Origin of the sequence: Lysinibacillus sphaericus (genome assembly GCF_015844675.1) — a bacterium.
Taxonomy (GTDB): domain Bacteria; phylum Bacillota; class Bacilli; order Bacillales_A; family Planococcaceae; genus Lysinibacillus; species Lysinibacillus sphaericus_E.
The window spans coordinates 1-22791 of record NZ_LDGC01000060.1; the positions used below are offsets into that span (position 1 = coordinate 1).

17 protein-coding genes, 1 pseudogene and 1 riboswitch are annotated in these 22791 nt (G+C 30.9%); of the genes and pseudogenes, 10 read left to right on the forward strand and 8 right to left on the reverse strand.

The genetic code is table 11. The features are described 5' to 3' along the window. Positions 1-36 precede the first annotated feature (36 nt). Positions 37-1394, reverse strand: a protein-coding gene (locus ABE34_RS14605) for an IS3 family transposase (protein WP_197143236.1) whose coding sequence is annotated in 2 segments (ribosomal slippage) — positions 37-923 and positions 923-1394 — 1359 coding nt in all. Because the reading frame shifts where the segments join, the coding sequence is not laid out codon by codon here. Here ABE34_RS14605 and ABE34_RS14610 point away from each other — a divergent pair. The 3 genes from ABE34_RS14610 to ABE34_RS14620 all read left to right on the forward strand — a co-directional run bounded on the left by ABE34_RS14610 (position 1387) and on the right by ABE34_RS14620 (position 6147). Continuing rightward, positions 1387-1683: a hypothetical protein gene (locus ABE34_RS14610; RefSeq protein WP_197229939.1), complete on the forward strand. Its 297-nt coding sequence runs from the start codon at positions 1387-1389 to the stop codon at positions 1681-1683. The two genes, ABE34_RS14605 and ABE34_RS14610, sit on opposite strands and share 8 nt — an antisense overlap. Positions 1684-2080: 397 nt before the next feature. Further along, positions 2081-2416 (forward strand): ATPase, T2SS/T4P/T4SS family, encoded by a 336-nt coding sequence (locus ABE34_RS14615; RefSeq protein WP_241747215.1) that lies wholly within the window; start codon positions 2081-2083, stop codon positions 2414-2416. A 635-nt stretch (positions 2417-3051) separates the two neighbouring features. Beyond that, positions 3052-6147, forward strand: coding sequence for a metallophosphoesterase (locus ABE34_RS14620; RefSeq protein WP_197143252.1), 3096 nt, complete (start codon positions 3052-3054; stop codon positions 6145-6147). A gap of 599 nt (positions 6148-6746) precedes the next feature. On the opposite strand, the gene ABE34_RS14625 is transcribed toward ABE34_RS14620, so the two are convergent. Genes ABE34_RS14625 through ABE34_RS14635 form a run of 3 tightly spaced genes read right to left on the reverse strand, consistent with a single transcriptional unit; the run spans position 6747 to position 9303 of the window. Further along, entirely contained in the window at positions 6747-8084 is a 1338-nt protein-coding gene (locus tag ABE34_RS14625) for a sensor histidine kinase (RefSeq protein ID WP_197143253.1), read from the reverse strand. After that, entirely contained in the window at positions 8081-8719 is a 639-nt protein-coding gene (locus ABE34_RS14630; protein WP_197143254.1) for a response regulator, read from the reverse strand. Before ABE34_RS14630 ends, ABE34_RS14625 begins: the two co-directional genes overlap by 4 nt. 11 nt (positions 8720-8730) lie before the next feature. Next, positions 8731-9303 (reverse strand): glycoside hydrolase family 73 protein, encoded by a 573-nt coding sequence (locus ABE34_RS14635; RefSeq protein WP_197143255.1) that lies wholly within the window; start codon positions 9301-9303, stop codon positions 8731-8733. A gap of 86 nt (positions 9304-9389) precedes the next feature. Between ABE34_RS14635 and ABE34_RS25170 the strand changes: the two are divergent. After that, positions 9390-9558 (forward strand): annotated as a pseudogene (locus ABE34_RS25170) (recombinase family protein); the annotation flags it as partial. Between the two features lie 374 nt (positions 9559-9932). Continuing rightward, positions 9933-10517, forward strand: coding sequence for a GNAT family N-acetyltransferase (locus ABE34_RS14640; RefSeq protein WP_197143256.1), 585 nt, complete (start codon positions 9933-9935; stop codon positions 10515-10517). A 303-nt stretch (positions 10518-10820) separates the two neighbouring features. On the opposite strand, the gene ABE34_RS14645 is transcribed toward ABE34_RS14640, so the two are convergent. Further along, a complete protein-coding gene (locus ABE34_RS14645; protein ID WP_197143257.1) occupies positions 10821-11186 on the reverse strand; it encodes a YxeA family protein in 366 nt (121 codons plus the stop codon). Positions 11187-11396: 210 nt separating this feature from the next. Here ABE34_RS14645 and ABE34_RS14650 point away from each other — a divergent pair, with 210 nt between their 5' ends. Genes ABE34_RS14650 through ABE34_RS14660 form a run of 3 tightly spaced genes read left to right on the forward strand, consistent with a single transcriptional unit; the run spans position 11397 to position 15100 of the window. Then, positions 11397-12428, forward strand: coding sequence for a DUF418 domain-containing protein (locus ABE34_RS14650; protein ID WP_197143258.1), 1032 nt, complete (start codon positions 11397-11399; stop codon positions 12426-12428). Between the two features lie 45 nt (positions 12429-12473). Then, positions 12474-13235, forward strand: a complete 762-nt coding sequence (locus ABE34_RS14655) for an ABC transporter ATP-binding protein (protein ID WP_197143259.1) — start codon at positions 12474-12476, stop codon at positions 13233-13235. A gap of 20 nt (positions 13236-13255) precedes the next feature. Beyond that, complete coding sequence (locus tag ABE34_RS14660; RefSeq protein ID WP_197143260.1) at positions 13256-15100, forward strand: ABC transporter permease; 1845 nt, start codon at positions 13256-13258, stop codon at positions 15098-15100. A gap of 289 nt (positions 15101-15389) precedes the next feature. Here the strand turns inward: ABE34_RS14660 and ABE34_RS14665 are convergent, their stop codons facing one another. Beyond that, on the reverse strand, positions 15390-16007 hold the full coding sequence (locus ABE34_RS14665) for an exosporium glycoprotein BclB-related protein (RefSeq protein ID WP_346655570.1): 618 nt from the start codon (positions 16005-16007) through the stop codon (positions 15390-15392). Positions 16008-16867: 860 nt separating this feature from the next. Here ABE34_RS14665 and ABE34_RS14670 point away from each other — a divergent pair. Continuing rightward, positions 16868-17893: an ETX/MTX2 family pore-forming toxin gene (locus tag ABE34_RS14670; RefSeq protein WP_197143262.1), complete on the forward strand. Its 1026-nt coding sequence runs from the start codon at positions 16868-16870 to the stop codon at positions 17891-17893. Positions 17894-18392: 499 nt separating this feature from the next. Here ABE34_RS14670 and mgtE read toward each other — a convergent pair whose 3' ends face one another. Further along, positions 18393-19751, reverse strand: coding sequence for a magnesium transporter (mgtE, locus tag ABE34_RS14675; RefSeq protein WP_197141267.1), 1359 nt, complete (start codon positions 19749-19751; stop codon positions 18393-18395). Positions 19752-20006: 255 nt separating this feature from the next. Further along, positions 20007-20172: riboswitch (M-box (ykoK) riboswitch) on the reverse strand. A 276-nt stretch (positions 20173-20448) separates the two neighbouring features. Then, entirely contained in the window at positions 20449-21945 is a 1497-nt protein-coding gene (locus ABE34_RS14680; RefSeq protein WP_197141266.1) for a helix-turn-helix domain-containing protein, read from the reverse strand. Between the two features lie 141 nt (positions 21946-22086). On the opposite strand from ABE34_RS14680, the gene ABE34_RS14685 reads away from it, so the two are divergent. Next, positions 22087-22680 (forward strand): HD-GYP domain-containing protein, encoded by a 594-nt coding sequence (locus tag ABE34_RS14685; RefSeq protein ID WP_197141265.1) that lies wholly within the window; start codon positions 22087-22089, stop codon positions 22678-22680. The last annotated feature ends 111 nt before the right edge of the window (positions 22681-22791 follow it).

The following is a 22791-nucleotide window of genomic DNA, read 5'->3' on the forward strand; positions in this document are numbered from 1 at the left end:
TGAAGTGACCCCTAAAAGTTAGACACGGTTATTTCATTAGGCTGCTTGGGTAAAACGAGTTCGGTATTGCACCGGACTCGTTTTTAATTTTGCCTTGATCCGTTTCGTATTATAGTAATTTATATATTTTTCTAATTCTATTTTAAAATGCTCTATACTTTCAAATTCCCTCATGTAAAGGAATTCGGATTTCATAATTCCAAAGAAATTCTCCATGACAGAGTTGTCGTAACAGTTTCCTTTACGAGACATACTTTGAACAATCCCTCTTGATTCTAAGGCGCGACGATATTTATTCATTTGATAATGCCAGCCTTGATCGGAATGCATGAGTAACTGGTGGTGCTCAGGTAAACGTTCGAGTGCTTTGTCCAACATGTCTGAAACAAGTGAATAGGTTGGTCTAGAGCCAATTGTATACGTGATAATTTCCCCGTTAAATAAATCTAAAACTGGCGATAAATAAAGTTTCTCACCGAACAATTTAAATTCCGTAATGTCTGTCACCCATTTTTCATTTGGGGCATCTGCTTTAAAATTGCGGTTTAAAATATTTGGCGCAATTTTGCCAACGTTTCCTTTATAGGATTTATACTTTTTCATACGTACTAAACATTTTAAACCTAACTCTTTCATGATACGTTGCACTTTTTTATGATTCACTTTTTGCCCACGATTCGCTAGCTCGTCACGAATACGGCGATAGCCATAACGCCCTTCATGTTCTTCATAAATCGCCTTTATTTCTGCTTTTAAATCGGCATCTGGATCTGGTCGATTCATACGTTTTACTAAATCATAGTACGTACTTCGTGGAATGCCAGCGAGTTTTACAAGTGCTTTCACCGAATATTTATGCCTTAACTCATAGACTACATGTGCTTTGTCCTGTTTGGTGATTTTTCCTTGTTTTGAACTAAGGCATTCAACTTTTTTAAATACTCATTTTCCATTTCTAGTTGTTTAATACGTGCTTCAAGTGCTTCAGTAGAGCCTGTAACTGGCGCTTGTTTCGATTGTTTATTGAATTCTTTTTTCATGGATGGACGCCCCTTTTTCTTTGATTGAAGGGCATCTAATCCTTGAGTTTCATATTGCTTTCTCCAAACACTAATTGTTGAAGGGGCAGGTATCTTAAAAATTGCTGCCGTTTCGTTTAAGGACGTACCATTTTCAATCATAAAATTTAGTACATCCATTTTAAACTCTAGTGTGTAATTTGTATATGGCTGAATAAAAGCTTCAACACCATTGTATTCATATTGCTTAACCCATTTAAGGATTGCTTTATTATCAGTCTCCATAGATTTAGCTATATCATAGGAACTTTCCTTTCCATTTAAGTAACGCTCCACAGCTTGTAATTTATCTTTGGCAGTATATTTTTTGACCATACAAAAACTGCACCTCCAATTGTTAGATGTGTCTAACAATTGGGGCGCAGTTCAATCCTGGGTAGGATTAGTTGATAAAGACGCAGGATTGGATGCGGTTTATATCCATACCCCTAACCCTAATGATGACAACTTCCCACTTAAGTTGGAAAATATAAAGTGGGATTGTCCTATTCCAAAAGAGTACAAGGATTTAATAAATCTAAATGAGTTTAATGTTGGGCTTTATACTGGAGAATCGAATAATGTCCTCATAATTCAATCAAAAAATAGTGGGGTAAGAGTATAGAATATTATTAAATGATAGACTTCCATATGCTGGGTTCGTGCATTATCAAAATTAAATGAAGAGGCTGCCGTATTATTTCGGTAGCCTCTTTTATTTCATGGAAAACTAAGCCGTGTTGGTAATTATCTTACAGGGTGTTTTGGTCTGTTTTGATCGGTGAATATAAGGTAGTAATTATAGAGAGAAAATTACTGACTTAGTTTATATCCTGAATGAACCGTTAGTGGAAATTAGCACGTTATCCACATTTTTATAGCAAAAAAACATGTTTGATAGGAAATTTTATAGCAAATTTTTATTTTAAGAAAAGGGCTTTTCTTGCGACAGGTTCCTATCTATACTAGGACATAACGAATAGAGCGGTCATATTCTAATAAAACAGAAGAGGGGTGCGAATATGCAAAATTTTGAATCGGTTGTTGAACGAAAATGTGAGCAACTTTTACTAAAAGCCTATCATTTCGGTGCATCAGATTTACTTTTAGTTCCGGAAAGTGGGCGGTATCGTATTTATTTTCGTAAATATGATAAGCTACTCCAAGCAGGTGAGTTACCAAACAATCTTGCGGAACGAATGATTTCCTTTTATAAATTTTCAGCGGCATTAGATATTAGCGAGCGGCGAAAACCCCAAAGCGGCTCCTTCCAAAAAGCTATGGAACAAGATCAATATGCCTTTCGTGTCTCGACACTTCCCTCCGTATTTTTGAAAGAAAGCCTAATTATCCTGTGATTTTAAGTATATCTTTGCCGCGTTGGCAAGGATATACTTAATTTTATTTTAGGTAAGATTATACTTAAAAAGTAAGTAACCAAATTACGTATATAAATAACTTGTCATCTCCGCTACGATTGATAGATGGATCAAATGAAGGAACGTGATGCGCCCAAAGGGTGTAGCGAACAAAAAGAATGCTATGCAAGCTACGTTTTAATACCACACTGCCCGGTTGTTACCCCATCCCCCAGAATTTCTTAAATGAAAATTAGGTATGATTTATTTGATTAAATTTAGGAACTAATGATGTATGGACAAGAATAACAATTTGAATAATCGCATTTAAGGATATATTAATATGTTCTTATAAACTCAAATTCTTTACATGACTTTGTAAACTCGGGAAGTTATAAAAAAATAGTGAATATTTTACTGTTATATGGGAGAATATAATTATTCAATTTTTTTATTCTCTTTAACTTTTTTAGCAAGGTCTCTCAACAATTTTTTAATCTTAATTTTGTCATCGACAGTAGTTATTTTTTTTATTAATTCACTCGGTTTCACCTTAAACCCCGCCTTTAAAAATTATAATTAAAGATATTTATGCTTAATCTTTTTGTTTTAAAACACAACTATTGGAGGATAAAATGGAAAAAGTAATTTTACATTTATCAGATTTACATTATGACAAAAAATATGTCAAAGACTTAAGTATTGTTCTTTCTGCATTAGAAGAGGATATTAAAAAACAATCAAAAAAAATCGATTATATTTTATTCAATGGTGATTTAGTAAATCGGGGTAGTGATAAAGAAAGTTTTAATTTTGTAAAAGAGGGATTTATTTCACCTATTCTAGAGTTAACAGGATTAACAGAAAATGAATTTTTTATTGTTCCGGGAAATCACGACGTTGATAGAGATAGTATAAACTCATTTGTAGACGGTGATTTGTCTGGAAAGTTTAACGATAGAGATATTCTTAATAAATTTATAGATAGTATTGACCAACAAAAACAATTATTAGTCAGACTTGATAAATTTCATAACTTTAGAGATGAATTGCATAGAAATAATCAATCCATCCATACACAAAATCCACTTTATTCCACTTATATTCTTAATAAAGATAATAACGAAGATATTAAGATTGGATTAGCATGTTTGAATTCATCTTGGTGTGCATTTGGTGGTGACGATGACTATGGTAAAATCCTTTTAGGAGAAAGACAAGTTGATAATGCAATTGAAGATTTAAAAGATTGTGATTATAAAATAGCTATGATACATCACCCTCTAGAGTGGTTAAAAGAATTTGATAGAGAGTCTGTATATGATAGGTTAATAACAGGATTTAATATGGTATTAACTGGTCATATACATTCTCAAAATTATAAAGATATAGCTTTTGATAGCCATAATACAATTTTCCTTAAAACCGCATCCTTATTTCAAGGTAGAAATTTAAATGGGTACTCTCTAATTAATCTTAACTTTTCTACAAATGAAGTTGAAGTTTTATTTAGAGAATATTTTGAAGGTGGACGAAGGGTATTTGGGAAAGCAGAGAGAATAGCAGAAGATGGTAAGCGTGTATTTCACTTAGCAAATCAACAGGATAATGGGCTACTAAAAAAAAACATTATTATTAGAAAGATATTAAAAGAGAGGGCATTCTCAGACATAAATAATAAGCTTTTATCAGTGGCTTCTGATTCTTTAGCGCCAAAAAATATTAATGAAATATTTGTTTTACCTATTTTAACTACTAACCCAGAGAGTAGTAACAAAGCCAATGAACAAATTATGAATGAAGAAGACATAGAATTAAACGATATTCTTAATAATGAAGAAAATGTTCTTTTTATTGGTAAAAAAGAAATGGGTAAAACAACTTTAATTAACTATATTTGCAATCATTATTTAAGAAAACATGATAATTATAGAATACCGGTTATTATTGATTTTAATGATATACCAAAAGGGAAAAATGTATTTCTAAAATCGATTCAAAGCTTTTTCATTAATTATGATATTAATGATTTTGAAGTAATTAAAAATTTAGAAAAAGGGAACTTCATTATCTTAATTGATAATTTTAATTTAAAAAACGATAAAAATATTACTAAATTTAAAGAGTTTACCTCATTATTTAATCAGAATCGATTTATTCTTGCCATGAAAGAAGATATTCTACAAACATTAAAAGTAAAAGATTTACCTGACCTCGGTTTTGAATATTTAACATTCTATATAAACGCCTTTAGAAGAGGTCAAATAAGGCAATTAGTGAAAAATTGGTTTTCATTCAAAGAAGTAGATGAAGATCAAATTCTCAACTATGTTTTGACTAGCATGAAGCAAATAGGCGTACCTAGAACTCCAATGTTTATTTCTTTAATGCTTTGGATATTGGAAAAAGAGGCTAATTTTACACCGGTTAATGAGGCTTCAGTAATCGAGAATTTTATCGAAACGTTACTTGAAAAACTACATCCTGATGAGGGGAAATATGAAACTATCGGTTTTAAAATTAAAATAGACTTTTTAGCATATCTTGCAAAAGAGATGATCAAGGATGATAAATATTTTATTGAAACCCCTGTTTTTGAGCAACTATTTGTAAGTTATTTCAATAATATTGGATTAGAAATAGACACAAAATTAAAAGAAACATTTTTTGAAAAAGGGATTCTCCTTAAAGTTAATGATGTCGTATATTTTAGATTTACCTGTTTTTTTGAATATTTTTTAGCCTATGAAATGAATGAAGATAGTGAATTATACAACTTTATAACAAATGAAAATAACTATTTAGACTTTGCAAATGAAATTATTTATTATACCGGTTTAAATCAAAAGTCTAAAAGTTATGAGGTTTTAAAGCTTATTGAAGGAAGATTGTTAGAAGCTTTTAAAGACTTAGATAAAATTATTGATGTAAGAGAATTATCAAAACTTCCTGTAAAGGAGCTTTTAATAAGCCTTAAGGACAGTGAAAGTGTTACTGAGAAAATTGAGTCAATTAAGATATCAGAGGATGAAAGAGACATAATTTTAGATGATACTTTGGTTACTGATGATTCAACTACTTATGTTAAAGAAAGAAAAAACAGATTTAAAGAGGACTTTATTTACAACCTGATGCTTTATTCAAACGTACTTAAAAATTGTGAGTTAGTTGAAGTGGAACTAAAAATCCATGCACTTAAAATTTCTATAGAGAAATACAGTATTTTAATAGGTTTACTTTATAAAATTTTATATGGATCTGCAGCTGAGGAAATTGAACAAGGGAAGTCAATTGAAACTGATGAAGATTTTATGAATATGATTACATTGGGAGTACCTTTAGTAATGCAGGCAACTATACTTAAAGATTTAGGTTCACCAAAACTAAAGGTTGTTATATCTAAACTTATTGATAGAGTACAAACTGATTTTGAAAAACTATTACTTATATGCCTTTATGGTGATTTGAGGCTCGAAGGTTATATCCAAAAATTTCACATTTTATTTAAAAATACACAATCAGTTTTAATTAAAGAAATAATTACAGCAAAATTACTTTATTATCAAGCATTCTTTACAATGCCTAAATTGGAACAGGAACAATTAATAGCACTATTATCAGACATTTTAGTAGAGAAAAACAATATTAAAAATCAACTTGCAAAAGGTCAATTTAGGCAGGAATTACTTAAACGAAATTTATTATCGAAACATAGAAAAACAATAGAATGATTAAAATGACATGTGAATAAACCTAGCTATTATTATGCATAGAAGAGGAAAATTTCGATGGTATTAATTTAAATGAAAATATTATTACGTTAAATTTAGATACCCATGATACAGATAAAAACTTTAAAACAAGTAGATGAATATCAGTTGATGTTTTGGTATTGGAATGATCAAGTGCAAGAAATTCGTCTTGGTTACATTGGAAATAACAAAATTTCATAATCGACTTATTAAACAATCGGGCGCGATTGTTTAATATGCGTCGCTGTTCTTCTTCAACTCCCATGAAAGAAAGTAATCATCTTTCATTTTCTGTGGTGTAGCGCTAGTTTTTGCGCTACATGGATGGCTTACGGGTGCGATTGTAGAGCAACATTATTAGGAAATGATCAAACTTTTTTATAAAAGTCTCATACTTAGTTAAAACGAAAAGCTCCATTTTGATCAATCGTTTTTCAAAATGGAGCTTTTGTATTTGCTGTTAAATAAGGGCTGAATAGCATTTTTTAATCAAACTATATTTCAAACTAACATTAAAGCGCATTTTAGACAATATAATAACTAATGCTAAAAAATATACTCCTGTTGGTACTAAGGTATCATGATTTACCAAAATTGACTTTAAATTTGATATTACCATTCGAAAGCGTTGCTTGCGTTTTATATCCTAATTGTTCAGCAAGGCTTTTAACTGTTGCCAGTCCTAGCCCAGTACCTGAAAAGATCTTGTCACGAGAACTTTCTCCAACATAAAAAGGTTGCCATATTCTAGAAATGTCTGTAAGCGTGGTATCATTACTAATTTCAAACACACCTTCTTGGTGAAATATAATTTGAATTTCATCTCCAGAAGCGTATTTGACCGCATTATTAATCATATTTTCAAAAATGAAATATACTTTATCTTGCTCAGTCGTCAGTATAAATTCAGTAACTTCAGTTTTAAAATAAATTTGTTTTTCCCCTTGTATATGTCGATAATTATCCATTATCTCATTAATCAACATAATTAAATCAAAGTTAGTTTTATTAGAGTCGTTTTCTTCTGTTTTGGCGAAATAAAGCATATCTGTTATTATTTTTTCCATTCTATCAACATGCTTGTTAATGGTTGCAAGATAAGTTCCATCATCCATACCATCTTCAATTCCACTGGAATATACTCTAACTAATGCTAAAGGAGTTTTAAGTTCATGGGTTAAACCTATCATAAACTGCTTTAAATCAATATTCCGTTTTGATAAATCCTCTTGCGCTTTTTCAAGTGCCTTACTCATTTTATTAATACTTCTTGAAAGGTCCTCAATTTCATCTCCTGTCCGAATTTCAGCCTGTTTAAAATCCAACTCCCCAATTTCTTTTGCTACTTTTTTGAGTTCATTTAACGGTCTTGTTAGTTTTCGAGATAGGAAGGCAGTATTTATAATAATCACTAAAATACTGACTATCAAAAAGAATATGTTAAAACGATTAATAAAATAAGCTATATCAATAAAATTAGCCATAGAGGCTCCAATCATAATTAGCTGATTACCTTCTTTTGCATAATGTGCTATAAAACTTGATTTTTGTTTCCCTTGATTATAAAGCTTTCCTACAATTTTATCCTCAGCAACTTTTTGTAATACTTCTTCGGAAACCCAATATTTATTAAGTGCAATATGATCCCTCGCAAGTTGCTGCTTTAAATTTTCATTAAGGTTATCAATAGTATCATCTAACGATACTGAAAGAATAGTTACATCAAATCGATGTTCCACCAAACTCTTATCCTCAAATTCCTTATAAGCTGAAAAAGCATTGGTTACTTTTTGATTCAATTGATGAAGGTAATATTTTGGTAGAAAAAACTGACTCACTACAAGTGAGATGCTAAATGTGATAACAACAACAAGTGTTATATAAATAGTTAATTTTGTTCCAATTTTCCGTCTCATTCTCTTGTACTATATCCGATACCTCGATGCGTCTGGATAATATCCTCTCCAATTTTCTCACGTAGACGCCGAATATGTGTATCTACTGTCCGAGGATCACCTTCGTAGTCCATTCCCCATATTAAATCAAGTAGTTGGTCTCTCGTTAATATTTGTCTTCTATTTTGGTTAAATATACGTAAAAGCTCGAATTCAGTCTTTGTTAAAATTATTTCTTTTCCAGATTTCCATACACGTTTGCTTGATATATCAAAAGAAATATCGTTTATTCGTTGGATGGATTCCATTTGCAATAATTTTTTCGCTCTCATTAATAAAACTTTTGGATAAAAAGGTTTATTTACATAATCATCAGCACCATCAGATAATGCAAGAAATTCATCTTCTCCTGTATCTCTAGCTGTTAGTATTAGTACTTTAATTTTTTGAGTCTTTTTCATTTCGCGGCAAACTGTAATCCCATCTTTTTCTGGCATCATCCAATCCAAAATTGCCAAATCAATCCTTTCATTAAAAAAAATATCAAGTGCCTCTGAACCATTTGTAGCAGTAAATACCTTAAACCCTTCCTTATTGAAATAACTTTGTAAAATCCTTAACATATCTAGTTCATCATCAGCAATAAGTACATTCACTTTTTCATCTCCTAATTGTCGTATTTATCCAAATTATACTGTTCAATAATATCAATTAATTTTTCAGGATACATAGGATCTGTGGCATAATGGTTTTTTTTCAAAGCATGGGCTGCTTCCCGATAATTCGTTGCAGCAAGAACATCATAATATTGATGCTTATTCCAACTCGTTCCTTCTAAAATTAATTTAGTATGGTCAATTAACGCACTTTTTAAATCGGGATAAGCTCTGAATTCAGCTTCTATTGTGTAACTTTTATTATTTTTATACTCAACAGTTGGCATTTTCACTGAATTACCTTTATAGCTACCTTTTATCCCAAATAAATTATTTGCAGTTATAGCCAATTCACTTTCGCCATAATTGGATTCTAATATAGCCTGCGCTATTGTAATACTCGGTAGCACTCCTCCTGTTTGTTGGTTTAGTTCCACAGCTATGGGAGCAATTTCATCTATAAAGCGAATTTCTCTATTTTCTTTAAAAAATAGTCTCATAAAGAAAATTGAAAGTAAAACTAAACCTACTACTAGTAGAAATATAGAAACTTTGTTTTTTCTATATTTGTAGAATTTTTTCATTATATATCCTCTTTTCAAATAAATTAATTACTTACTTTGTAGTTTAAAAAAGCAATGTTACATTTATTTGACAAAAGAATAATTAAATAATGGCTGGTGATAACCAATTAGAGATAGATCTTATTCGAATGCGTGAACGTGAAGGGATTGATCTGGCTAAAGAAAGAAGGGAATTTTAAAGGTCGGTTAAATAAATATCATAAAAATCACGCAGGAATGAATTATGCAATAAAGTTATTTAAAGAAGGGTTATGACTGTAAGTAAATGTGTGAAATATAGAACTTCGGGAGCATGTTCGTGCAGGAGATGTTTCCATTGTTCATTGTTGCAGCATACAATATAGCGATTTTAAGGAATATTTATTTTCAGAAGATACATGGAATCAAACGTAGGGAAATACGAGATTATCATTTGGTTTTTAATTCGAAGATTATATGTTGGAGAGAACCGGCAGCCTTAACGAAAGGTTAAAGTGGTTTGTGTTAAAATATGGGTAACGAGTTTAAAGACTGTGAGTATTATGAAGGAATAAGTTAAAGTAAATTACATTATTGGTAAGAATGATTTCTTTGAAGTTAAATAAACACAACACGGAACATTACATAGCAGAAAGAGAGCGGATAAACCTATGACAGCTATCGTGCAATCAATCTATTATAATCAAGCACCTTATACATTACGACGTGAGATTGCTATAATGTTACATCAGGTTTGGCCTAATGCTTGTCCAATGCCGGGAGCAACGATTCCAGAAGCTCACTATAAAGAACTTAATGCACGTTCTTTTTATTCCAGCATAGATGGAAAGTTGGTCAGCTATGCTGGTGTGGTGCGTAAAACTATCAAACACGATGGACAGATATTTAATATTGCTGGACTTAGTTGTGTGGCTACTGATCCCGTTTATCATGGTCAAGGATTAGGTTTATGTACAGTATCAGCCGCAACTCAATGGATTGAAAAACAAGGAAACATAGATTTTGGCATATTTACGTGTAAACCATCTCTAAGTTCTTTCTATAATCGTGCCGGTGCTTGGTCTGTTGTACAAGATGTAGTGCTTATTGGCAGTCGAGACGAGGGTGCTTTATCAAGCGAATCTTTAGACGTTGTTGTTCTGATGCGTCTGTTTTCAGAAAAATCCAAGGGTTATGAATCAATCTTGCGTCATACTACTATTAATCTTGATTTTCCAGTTGGTCAGTTTCTATAAAAAACAGACAACGATCTTGTATCAGCATATAGAATCTATGATTGTTCCATAAAACATGTTTAAATCTGCAGGGAGTAGTATTATCAAGTTCCATATCTTTTCTATCCGGTAGTTCGCTATTATCCTTTGCTTTCCAATACTGTTGTACTCTCTAATTCAAAATCAATGCCAGTCATAATCATTAGAAATATCAATACAGGATGAAGAAGGGAAAGCAGGGGTACATAAAATACTAACAAAAATAGTTGAGGTTATGATAGGAAATGAAAAGCCCCCACTTTAAGAAGTGAGGGCTAAGTTGTTTTATTCTAATTTTTCTTTTATTTCTTTAGGTACATCTTTACTTTCAATAACTTTATATTCATTAATCAATGAAATTTTACCAGAAGTCTTTTTATTAGCTTCTTTATCTTTATCAGCAGTAATTTCTAAATAGGTTCCTTCTGGAATTTGTTTATTATCATTGGAAGAAAACAGAATGTTTACTTCAGCTCCATCTTCATTAACCCCTTTTAAATCGTAGTTAATTCCACCATTTTCTTCTTTCCCAGGTTCAGTGATCTTTACATAATAAGTCTCGTTAATAAATTTATTAGCGAAACTACATCCTGTTAGAATACTCCCTAAAACAATAGTTAAAATTGAAATTGATAATATTTTTTTCATCATTTTTTCCTCTCCTTGTTTATCAAAATTCTACATCATATTAATCTATATATTTTTTTAAATCCATCAGTCTACAGACGTATTCATAAATTCTTAAGATTTACCATTATTTCTTCTATAAATCTTAAGAATTTACATTAATAGAAATTAAGAAATTGTATATATAATCCGAAAGTGCACTAGAAAATGTGAAGAAGGAGAATTTTGATTTTTATGGAGAAGAATTTAAACGAGCGAATCAATGAACTAGATTACATTCGAGGATTTGCTTTATTAGGAATTATTTTAGTGAATATAATCGCTATGTTGTCGATTGATTTACCAGAGAAGCAAACGATAGATGCTACTTATCAAAGATTTTTATATTTATTTGTTGAAGGGAGATTTTATACTATCTTTTCATTCCTATTCGGTGTAGGGTTTTATATCTTTCTAACGAGAGCGAACTCAAAAGGTAGAAATGGATATTTACTATTATTAAGTAGACTCTTTGTATTGTTTATTATTGGATTTATTCATTCTCTATTTTTGGATGGGGAAGTATTAAGGTTTTATGCAATATGTGGATTACTTGTATTACCGTTTTATAAATTAAATAAACATATTAACTTAGGTATCGCTATTATTTTATTAATCGTCCTTAGTTATTTCGGATTAAAGATTACTCTTTCTCTACCCTTAATATTATTAGGATTAGCTGCAGGACAATTTGGGGTATTTGAAGATTTATCTAAAAAAATAAAAAAACTTACTATTTTTACATCAGTGATGTTTGTACTAAGTGGAATCAGCTTATTAATTCAATACCAATATATACCGGCATCACCGTTCACAAACATTATTCTTATGGGTGATGGCGATGACACAATCAATCAGTCTAATACCTTTTTAAAAATAGGTGTTGCAAATGGAACTATTATTTCAGCCTTTTATATCGGATTATTACTTCTACTATTACAAACAAAAATAATAAAGAAGTTATTAGCTCCTCTTAAATATTATGGACGTATGGCATTAACAAATTATATCGGGCAAACCATCCTAATTATGATTTGTAGTCTCTTATTCAACTTAGAAGGTAAATTAACTTATACTCAAACAATTTATGTATGTTTAGCTATTTGTACTATTCAAATAGTATTCAGTATGGTTTGGTTACGTATCTTTAAATTTGGACCATTAGAATGGGTTTGGAGAATACTTACGTATTGGAAATGGATGCCGTTAACTAAAAAAACTACATGATAAGTTTGAATTTAAATTTGAGAAAAATCTAGGAGGTTTATATAGATGAATATACCAGTTGTAAAGGTTAAAAATGTAGAAAAAGTATATGGAAAAAAAGGATCAAATCAATCTCGTGCATTAAAGGGTGTTTCATTCTCTATTCAAGAAGGTGAATTTGTTGGGATTATGGGTCCATCTGGTTCAGGGAAAACAACTTTATTAAATGTTATTTCTACATTAGATAAAGCGACGAATGGTGAGGTACAAATTGCTGGAATTGATATAACAAAAATGAAGCAGGGCGAACTTTCGGATTTCCGTTCACAGAAATTAGGATTTATTTTTCAGGACTTTAATTTGCTTGAGAATTTATCAATTTATGAAAATATTGCTTTACCACTCTCACTCCAAGGTGCCTCTTCTCGTAAGATTGGTTCAAAGGTAAAAACAGTAGCAAGGATGTTAGGGATTTCAGAAATTCTTTCAAAATATCCTTCTGAAGTGTCAGGTGGTCAAAAACAACGCTCTGCAGCAGCTCGTGCTCTTGTTCATGATCCAGCCATTATTTTAGGAGATGAACCTACAGGCGCATTAGACTCTAAAAACGCAGTAAGCTTACTAGAGGCAATGAAGAACTTAAATGAAGAACAGGGTGTTTCCATCATGATGGTTACACATGATGCATTTAGTGCAAGTTACTGTCAACGAATTTTATTTATTCAAGACGGTCAATTATATAAAGAAATATGTAATACAACTACACGTGAAAGCTTTTATAAAGAAATTTTAGATGTATTAGCTGATCTCGGTACACATAAACCCTAAGGAAGGAACTATCAAAAAATATGTTATTTAAACTTTCTATGTCAGGACTTAAAAGCAAGTTTAAAGACTATATGGTCTTGCTATTTGGTCTAATTATATCTATTTCAGTCTTTTATATGTTCCAAACTTTAGCTATGAATAATGACTTCTTAGAATCTAATGCTATTGTTGGTCCTATTCAATTTATTTTTAATACTGGCTCATTTTTGCTAGCGATTATTACGTTCTTCTATATTTTATATGCAAACTCATTTTTATTATCCCTTCGTCAAAAAGAGTTTGGCATGTATATGATGATTGGAGCAAAAAGAGCTAAAATTACTTTAATTATGTTTATTGAAACGATAACTTTAGGGATTCTATCTCTGATTGTTGGACTAGGATTAGGTATTGGGCTAGCTCAAGTAATCGGTCAATCGTTGATGAAACAACTTGATTTTACTGCAGGTGGGTATTCTGCTTTTTATAGTCCATCAATAATAATTACCTGTATCTTCTTTGTTACTTTATTTATTTTATCTAGCATCCTGAATTGTATTAAACTAACACGTATATCAGTGTTGGAACTTATTCATTCTGATTCGCATACTGAACGTATTCAAACTACAGGGAAAATTACTAGTATTAAGGCAATTTCTTCAATTGTTTTATTAGCAATTGGTTACCTGTGTTTAATCAAGGTGGATAAATTAGAAGAAGTAGGTATAGTCACAGCGATGGTTACAATCACCAGCGGAACATATCTTCTCTTTATTTCCTTCTTACCTTTATTTGTGAAGAAAGTAAAAAGCAGTAAAAGAAATGAAAAAGGATTAAATGCTTTTACTTTTGCTCAGTTAAATTTCCGTATTAATAGTTTGACAAAAGTATTAGCAACAGTGGCTATGTTAGTTGCACTCGGAGCAGGGGCAATTTCGACTGGTATGGCTTTCAAAAATAATATATCAATAATGTTAGCTGAAAATAGTATTTATGATTTAATTACACATAATCCAACAACAGAGGAAAAAAAATTAATTGATCAAATCAAATTTAATGAAAGTGCGCAATATCATTATAAAGTAGATTCACAGTTTGTTTATTACACAAAAGATGAATTGGAAAATAACCGTCCATATTTACGCGAAAGAATGATGGAAGAAGGTAAAGTTATACGTCAATTTATACCGGTATCTGGGGATCTTCAAGTAGGTGCTATTTTAGATTTAAATAAACCAGTAGATGAAGAAAGAGAGTTTCCGGAAGAGTGGGTAAGAGGACTTACGGAGACAATCCATCCTCCAAATTTTTATCCTAATCATAACATTAAAATTGTAGATAAAGAAATGTATAAAGATATAAAGGGGGAAGAAGGAGTAACTATTGCAGGAATTACTAATGATTTTACATTGTACGTTGATGAATGGAAAGAAATTAACGAGATTCAAAAAAATAAACCTAAGGAAATTACTTCTTTAAGTAAAAAATATCAAGACTTTAATGAATTAAACGGATTGCTTAGCGGGACTATATTTATGGGATTCTTCCTAGGTGTTGCATTCTTAGCGATGATGGCAAGTTGTTTAATGTTTAAAATCTTAACAGGCGCTTCAAAAGATATTATTCGATATCAAATGCTATTCAAAATTGGTGTCCGATATGAAGTATTAACAAAATCTATTTATAAAGAAATATTCTTAGTTTTTCTATTCCCTGCGATAGTTGGTATTGTACATGTATTAATAGGCATGAACCTTTTTTCAACTATTTTGGCTGAACCTTATTTCCGCATTTGGCTGCCAATTAGTATATTTGTTGCTATATACTCAATATATTACTATATTACGGTTCAACTATATAAGAGAATAGTTCTTCCGAAATTCTAAGGAAAAAATGAAAAAATATTTGTCGCTAATGAACAGGAAAACATAGGATAAATGAGTTAGATTACGATTTAAACAGAACTAAATAAAGACCACAACATGTAAAGGACTAGGTGAGTACCTAGTCTTTTTGTGTTTATTCATCTTACGGTCTAAACTTTTTAATTTGGTGTAGCTTGCAATAGGAGAGTAATACCCAATAAATAAAGCATGACTCAATCTCAATCTTATTTTCTATAAATCACGCCATCACTTATTGTGTATTTAGTATGTTCATTTTAAAGAGTAGTTTTTATACCATATTAATTCCAGCGCTTGCAAAACCTGAAATCGAGAAGTTTATAAAAGGAGATACTATTGTTGAAGAAATATAAAATACCATTAATAAAAAATCCCCGGCTGAAACCGGAACAGGTTCAATGTCTGTTGATCCAAAGGATATAAAACCGAGATTTGTAGCAGGTGGTGATAAATCTATACGTGCATTTGTAGGAGTAAAGATGTTACTTCCTGCTGGAGCACGAAAAATTTGCGCTGTGATAGTAGCAACTTCAATTAAGTTAAAATTTATAAAAGCGTTAAATGTTGCGGAAATAGCAGTAATATTACTATTACGTGGGGCTGAGAAGGCCTCGCTTAAAGTTCCAGTTAAGTTAATTGTATTGTCATCTAATATAGTCACACCGTTAACAGCAGTACCGAAACCTATGAGGCTAGAGGTAAAACCAAAATCAGGTCCTCTACTAACTACAGATGTTGTAATCCCCGATGAGAAAGGAATGATTGAACCACTGTCGTTTTCTTCTCCATTTTCAATTTCTAAGTTTATATCTTTTGCCACGAAAGGACCAATATTTTCGCATTCTATTTGTGGTGATAAACAATTACAACTATCATTATTTAAGCACACAAATTTCCCTCCCTTCATACCATCTTATGTGGAAGGAAGTAAGTAAGGAGGGCTTTTAACTTGATAAATATCATTATTTGTTGTGTTCAAAATATTTTATAAACTGGCTTAATGAAAGTGTTAGTCTTCAATAACCAATCTCATATTTCTTTCTTTGTTGTAGATTGGTAGCCCGAAAGAAATAATCAAAAAATCTTTTTAGTTAGACATAGGTGGGAAGCGGGTTAAACAAATGCAACAATACTATGCAGTAACGCTACTTTTTAATCTTTTGAATACATAAACTTTTCTTTCATCGAAAACCTCCAAAAATGCTTAAAATAACTTCTAGACAGACAACATTCATTAAGTATTCTTTAGTAAAAAGAACTTAATAAAAGTTGGCGTGTTATCGCTTTTTTTAATTCATTTTTCTTATTTTCCACAATACTAATGTATTGATGTTTATCTCTTTCTGAATACAACCAGAAAAACTCCGATTGTAATTGGTAGGGTATTAACCGCTATAAATGCTCAGAGTTATGTGAATCTGGTTTAGTCAATGAGCAATTTATAGCGACTGAAGGTTCTTACAGTTTAAGTATGTTTATATCAAATTTAATTATACATAAGGAGAGAATACTCTGTTCCTTATCTATCAACTTTTTGTGACAAATATTATGTCTCATAATCTCCTAAGGGTTGAAATAATTGTATAATACCTTAGAAATTGCATAGATAAATATTTCGAAAATTAGATTTTGCAGTAATAAAATACATAATTAATACTGAATTTTGTGAATTTTATACTATATTTGCTTAATTTTGTGAAAAAAATTATTCTTTTTGTGTAACGAAATAAACAAATGGGGGAGATATGGATGAGAAATAAAAGAAAATTAGTACAAAAAACCTTAACTCTAGCTGCTATTGCATCTATGGGGACAACATTTGCTATAGCATCGCCAAGTTTTGCTAGTGCAAATCAAATTAATACTTCTGGAGAACAACATGGTGTACTAGCAGCAGAAAATAATCCAACTAGTATTAATAAAAATGCGGTTGGTATTACAGATGTTCAATCCGAATTAAATAAAATTGGAACATACTATTATACAAATAAAATTGCAGGTACAAAAATCGAGTCATGGCCTACACTGACTTTTAAGGCAAAACCAGATAGTGTTGAGACAAAGCTTGACCTTAGTATTACAGGTACTTTAAATAAATTGAATTATGATACAACAACTGTTGAATACGTAACAATAGGTGAACTTGATAATACAAAAACTCCTTTGGAACAGACGCTTACAACATCTAGTTATACCAAGAGTGTACAAGAAACAGTATCGACAGCGACGCAAAAGGGTTTTAAATTTGGAGGGGCTGGTGACTTATTAATAAAAGTTCCACTGCTCTTAGATAATATAAAAATAAATGCAGAATTTAATTCTTCTACTACAAAAACACAAACAACGTCCGAGACAAAAACAATAACATTACCTTCACAAAATATAAAAGTGCCACCGGGTAAAAAATATAAAGCAGTCGTTGTATTTGAACAATTAAACTTTTGGGGTGATGTTTCGTTTACCGGTGAAGGAAGTAATCCTATGACTACAATAAAGGGAACTGCATCATATTGGGCTCCAAATGGTATGGGTGCTTGGAAAGAATACACTTGGAATAAATATACAGCTCTTTTTTGGAAGGAACTAACTGATGCTCAGAAAAAGGATTTAAATGGAGTCGAATTCATTTACTATCCAAATACTGGTGGAGTTAAAATTAAAGCACAAGGAACTGGTAAAGTCGAAGGTGTAATGGGTAGTAAAATAGATGTAGATATTTTAGATGTTACAAATCCATCAAAACCTGAGTTAGTGGAAACAAGAAGTTATCATTAATATTTTGAAGAGGTTCCAAAACAAATGCAAACAATCAGGGAGAGAAATTGGATACTGAGAATATTTTAGATAAATATAAGGAGAATATATAATTAGTTCAACAGTCATTAAAACAACTTGAGCTGGTCATTACTAAACTGCAAAGTGAAGGATTGGTTGAAATAGAAAAGTTGGCTAATGAATTAAGTATGTTGCAGAAACTCTCAACGAGTATAGAATTTAAAGCTAAGTGTCTTATTTGTAATAACGATGAAACCATCGAGACATCAACACCTGAATAAAAATCTAGATCAATTCACATGAACTGAACCCTGAATAGGGTCACTTTTTAAAGTGTCCACTATTTGGGGCTTAGTTCAGAATTGATTAAAACGGATTCTTTTTTAGATTTAGGTTAGGTTTTTATAAAAAAGTTTGATTATTTTAAATGTTGTTCCATAATTGCCCCGATTTTGAAGTTGAATTAAAAGGGTCTACAGGAACTTTTGTAATTAAGTCTCTACATCAATTTTGAAATAAACATTGTTGCAATTCCAAAGTAAATAAGTAATGATAGGATATCGTTTAGTGTTGTAATTAATGGGCCAGACGCCACTGCAGGATCGATTTTAAATTTATATAAGATTAAAGGAATAATGGTCCCAGCTAAAGTCCCAATAATTAAAGTAATAACTAATGAACTTCCAACCACTAAACCTAGAACCGGACTTCCTTGCCAAATATAGGCTATAATCGAAATTAAGATTCCACAAGTAATGCCTATAATCAGTCCAACTTTAAGTTCTCTAATAATAAGTTTAAAAACTACTCTTTTATTAGTATCTGTAGTAATTAGACCTCTTACAACAACAGCTAATGATTGAGTGCCTGTATTTCCAGTCATCCCAGCAATCATAGGCATAAAGAAGGCAAGAGCGACAACTTTAGATAATGTTTCCTCGAAACTACTAATAATGGTTCCTGAAACTAGTCCGATAAATAAAAGTAAGATAAGCCAGGGAAGTCGGCGATACGCAGCCACGTGTGCCTTCGTGTCAAAATCAATGGCTTTACCAGATGCCGAAAGTTTTTCAATATCTTCGTTTGCCTCCTTTATAACCACGTCGATAATATCGTCAACTGTTACAATTCCTACTAATTCATTATTTTTTTCTACAACTGGGATTGATAAAAAATCATAACGTTCTATTGCACGAGCTACTTCTTCCTGATCCGTTTCAGCAGAAACGGAAATTACTCTGCTATACATAATATCCTGAATCTTTTCAAATTCATTACTTATGATTAAATCCCGATAGGATACAACACCTACTAATTTTTTATCATTATCAATTACATATAAATAGTTGATTGTTTCTGAGAATTCTGCAAAAATTTTGAGTTTATCAACTGATTCTCGAATAGTAAAGTGTTGAGGAATCCACACAAAACGGTTTGTCATTATTCGTCCTGCAGTTTCAGGGGGATAGTTCATGATATTTTGAACAATTTTTGATTCTTCTTGTTTCATACCTGAAAGAAGTTCTTCAATTTTATCAGGAGATAGATTTTCTAACAATGAAGCTAAATCATCATTATCCATTAAATTCATTACCTGGCCTGATTTTTCAATCCCTAATTTATTAAGAACTTTTAATTGGAGTACCTTTTCAAGCTCTTGAATGAGTTCAGCGATTTGTACAGAAGTAAGAAACAATAAGAAACGTGTATGATGTTTTTCTGGTAACCCCTCAAAAATTCGTGCAATATCATAAGGTTGGAGTTCCTTTAATATTGCTTGAAATTCTTTCTGTTTCCCTTCTTTTAATGACTTGAAAATTTGAAGAGTTATTTGGTTTTCTGTCATGTTTTTAATCATTTTAACCACTCCTTAATTGAGAAACAAAAACAATATTCCTCCCAACGATAAAGCAATAGTTAAGAAAGATAATTTAAAATTCCTCATAGATATTCTTTGTATTTAGTTCATTTTTATAACATTTCGAGTATGGTTCTGAAAAGTCATCCATGTTCCTCACCTCACAGAAAAATAAAACACCTTCATAAACGAATGAAGGTGTTTACACGGTACTATAAACGTACATTAAATACACTACAAAAAAATTGTAGCAAATGTGCTCCTCCATTCGTAGAGCTTTAGCACTGTGTGGCATAGGACAAAGCCAGCTACATTAAAAACCACCTTATGTCGATGGTTTCTGTTGACCCATTGGCGTCTTTCGACATTTTTGGGCAGTAGCATATCTCCTACACAGGAGCCTCACCTAACGAGGATATTTTGTTCGAAATTTCACTCTATAAGAATTTCTCTGAAAAGTCAATGTTTTTATAAGTGATTTAATATTTTGATACAATTGTATCTCTGTCTTAAGTAACTATTGAATTTGATTCTTTTTTTATGATTTTGTCTCCTATTTAAGAATATATACCGTCTGCTAAACAAGAAAAACAGATGTTAGAATTGCTAAATTCCGTAACTCAGATTAAATGAAAAATAAATCAATAAGTTCTTTTGTTGGTATATATTACACAAAAAGAACTCTTAAATCACTTACTTATTGAAACTCTTTAGAGAGTTTCAAATGAATTAAAGTTAAAATTTCTTTTTGTACTTTATTCAGATCATGTGACAAAGGAATTGTATTAACGCAAATTAAAGGAGAGGATATATCCTTTAACCCTGAAATATTCGTGATAATTAAGTCATAACTTTTGGAAACCTCTCTGAAAGAACTTAGATTTAATTCCTCAATTATAAATGGCTTAATTAAATGTCCAAATTGATATAACATTATATTTTGTATGAACTCAGTGTGTTCTATGTCTGCATCACAAAATATTCCTACATGAAGTATCGGAACTTTACTTTTTAATGCACTCAATAAGTGTCCCCAATTTATAATCAATATGTATAACGTTTCCGTAAAAAAATTCGAAGTCCATTTAAATTCCTTATGAAATAGAAATTTCATTAGCTCCTCTTTTAAAAACAAAACAAAGTATGAAAATTCATGAGAAAAATGTTCTGAAAACAAACGTCTTTTATCATTTAAAATAAAACTTCGACCATAATTCATGGTTTGCAAATTGTATAATTCCAAAATTATTTTTTCTTTTTCTTTATTTTGAATGGATATATTTAATTTATTTGCGAGACTATGTAAAAAAGAGTCGATTTTAGGGACAATAATCCATGCTTTATTTATTTTTTGCTGAATCATTTTTTCTAATATTTCGTAGCTGAAGGCATATTGATTATTAAATAAAACAGAAAAGAGCTGTTGAGCAGTTTCTTTGTTAAATTCAAGATTAAAAATGTCTTTAAACCATTCGCAAAATAATGTGTTATTAAAAATGCTCAGATCAAAATGATCAAAATGATTTGGAAAATGTTCCGGAACAATTTTCTTGTGATGATTCTTCAATCGAATCATATTTACCATTGTCCAATTTTTAATTCTAATTAAGTCTGGGAAATTAGGTTGAATATGATTTGCTTGCATTACATAGAGGAATAATTTATCCAATACTTTGATTTGTGTGTCTTCAAATGGGGTATAAGTTACGCCATACTTCTCATAAAAAAAATGAACCATTATAGATCTAATATTTTGTTCGTTCCCAATTATTTTACAAGGATTTGTTACGATTTGTATCTCATACTTATTTAAAAAAGTATTAAATTTAGCAATAATCCGTCTCATAGTGGAAGTGCTTAGAAATAACTCATTTGCTATGGTTTCAATGTCGTATTTCTCTTCAAAAAATATGCGTTCGAGGAACAAAAATTCTGGACTTAAAGATAATACCTTTTGATAAATAAAGTCTGCAGAATAATGATTTGGATAGGTAAGCATAACACCATTTTGAGATGTTTTAATTTGAAAGGGTTTAAATTCCGTATTTATTAACTTAATATCATCACGTAGAACTCTTTCAGAGCAATTGAGTGTTTGAGCTATCACACTCAAAGTAATCCATCCATCCCTTTCATATAATTTCTCTAAAAGTTGTAGTTGTCTGAGTAAGTTTTTATTCAAAAGTAAGCGCATTATTTTATTCCTTCCTTAGTTAACAAATTTCATTTGATACATTTCAAATTATTCCGATTGTGAGGTATTTTTTGAAATGAAATATTGGTTTTGGTTTGATAACATTTTTTTATATTTAAATAGTTAAAGGAGGTGAATATCTTGATAAAAGATCTTTTAAGGTTACAGGATACATATACAAATGAACATAGTGAAAGGGTGGCTGTATATGCCACAATTTTAGCTAAAGAAACAAAACGATTTGATCAAGATGCCCTTAACAAACTTTATAATTCATGTTTACTACATGATATAGGTAAAATAGGGATTCCAAATGAAATATTAAATAAAACAACCTCTCCTCTCACTCAAAAAGAATATGATGTGATAAAGACGCACCCTCAAATAGGCGTAGATTTATTAAAAATGTTTCCTTCCATCAACGCCGACTTTTCTATTATTCGTTCACACCATGAAAAGTGGAATGGTAGTGGGTTTCCTGATGGTTTAAAAAGAAGCGAGATACCTTTAAGTGCAAGAATTGTCTCTATTGCAGATGCATTTGATTCAATGACTTCTACGAGGTCGTATCGGAAAGCAATGGATCCAAAAGAAGCATATAATCGAATTATTGAAGGGAAGGGAAATCAATTCGACCCCGAATTAGTAAATATCTTTCAAAAAATATATTCTTCTTGGGTTAAAATCATGAATTTTTATATATATTTAAATGTTATGAAACAAGCTAATCTATAAAATAGTATTCGAATTAATATCTGTTGAATCCTTAACATGCCAAACTAATATTTAGTAACAAAATCTACTTAATATGGATGTATATAATAATCCAAAGGCAGAATATACGAA

Excerpts from the sequence above, each read along its gene's own strand:
- ABE34_RS14615 (WP_241747215.1), top strand. The coding sequence starts at position 2,081 with ATGCAAAATTTTGAATCGGTTGTTGAACGAAAATGTGAGCAACTTTTA.
- ABE34_RS14620 (WP_197143252.1), top strand. The coding sequence starts at position 3,052 with ATGGAAAAAGTAATTTTACATTTATCAGATTTACATTATGACAAAAAA.
- ABE34_RS14625 (WP_197143253.1), bottom strand. The coding sequence starts at position 8,084 with ATGAGACGGAAAATTGGAACAAAATTAACTATTTATATAACACTTGTT.
- ABE34_RS14635 (WP_197143255.1), bottom strand. The coding sequence starts at position 9,303 with ATGAAAAAATTCTACAAATATAGAAAAAACAAAGTTTCTATATTTCTA.
- ABE34_RS14640 (WP_197143256.1), top strand. The coding sequence starts at position 9,933 with ATGACAGCTATCGTGCAATCAATCTATTATAATCAAGCACCTTATACA.
- ABE34_RS14645 (WP_197143257.1), bottom strand. The coding sequence starts at position 11,186 with ATGATGAAAAAAATATTATCAATTTCAATTTTAACTATTGTTTTAGGG.
- ABE34_RS14650 (WP_197143258.1), top strand. The coding sequence starts at position 11,397 with ATGGAGAAGAATTTAAACGAGCGAATCAATGAACTAGATTACATTCGA.
- ABE34_RS14655 (WP_197143259.1), top strand. The coding sequence starts at position 12,474 with ATGAATATACCAGTTGTAAAGGTTAAAAATGTAGAAAAAGTATATGGA.
- ABE34_RS14660 (WP_197143260.1), top strand. The coding sequence starts at position 13,256 with ATGTTATTTAAACTTTCTATGTCAGGACTTAAAAGCAAGTTTAAAGAC.
- ABE34_RS14670 (WP_197143262.1), top strand. The coding sequence starts at position 16,868 with ATGAGAAATAAAAGAAAATTAGTACAAAAAACCTTAACTCTAGCTGCT.
- mgtE (WP_197141267.1), bottom strand. The coding sequence starts at position 19,751 with ATGATTAAAAACATGACAGAAAACCAAATAACTCTTCAAATTTTCAAG.
- ABE34_RS14680 (WP_197141266.1), bottom strand. The coding sequence starts at position 21,945 with ATGCGCTTACTTTTGAATAAAAACTTACTCAGACAACTACAACTTTTA.